Origin of the sequence: Erwinia sp. MYb416 (genome assembly GCF_037479575.1) — a bacterium.
GTDB classification, from domain to species: domain Bacteria; phylum Pseudomonadota; class Gammaproteobacteria; order Enterobacterales; family Enterobacteriaceae; genus Erwinia; species Erwinia rhapontici.
In genome coordinates this window covers 1-350 of record NZ_JBBGYT010000127.1, presented here as the reverse complement: position 1 = coordinate 350, position 350 = coordinate 1, and the positions used below count along the sequence as shown (strand labels likewise).

The window sequence follows — 350 nt, the reverse complement described above, 5'->3', positions numbered from 1 at the left end:
TGAGCGTTGACGGGATATCCCTGTAATTTGCTGCCAAGATTGTTGACCAGGTAACCATTATTATCCGTGCCAAAGTAGCCCGCGCGGGTATAACTGTTGGTGCCGTTAGTATCACGTACCACAAAGAAACCATTACCGTTGATCGCCAGGTCGAGGTTACGCCCGGTACCTGAGATCCCGCCCCCCGTAGAAATACTCTGTGACATACTGCTAACGCCCACACCCAGCGGTGCACTCCCGGCGTACAGTGCGGCAAATTCAGCACGCATCGATTTGTAGCCGGTCGTTCCGCTATTGGCGATGTTATTACTGATGGCATTCATCTGCTGGGTAATGGCATTTAACCCGGA

General features: G+C 52.3%; 1 protein-coding gene. It reads right to left on the bottom strand.

The genetic code is table 11. The features are described from left to right. Positions 1-350, bottom strand: a 350-nt coding sequence (locus tag WH277_RS01190; RefSeq protein WP_339503893.1) for a flagellar hook-basal body complex protein, incomplete at both ends; no start/stop codon positions are given.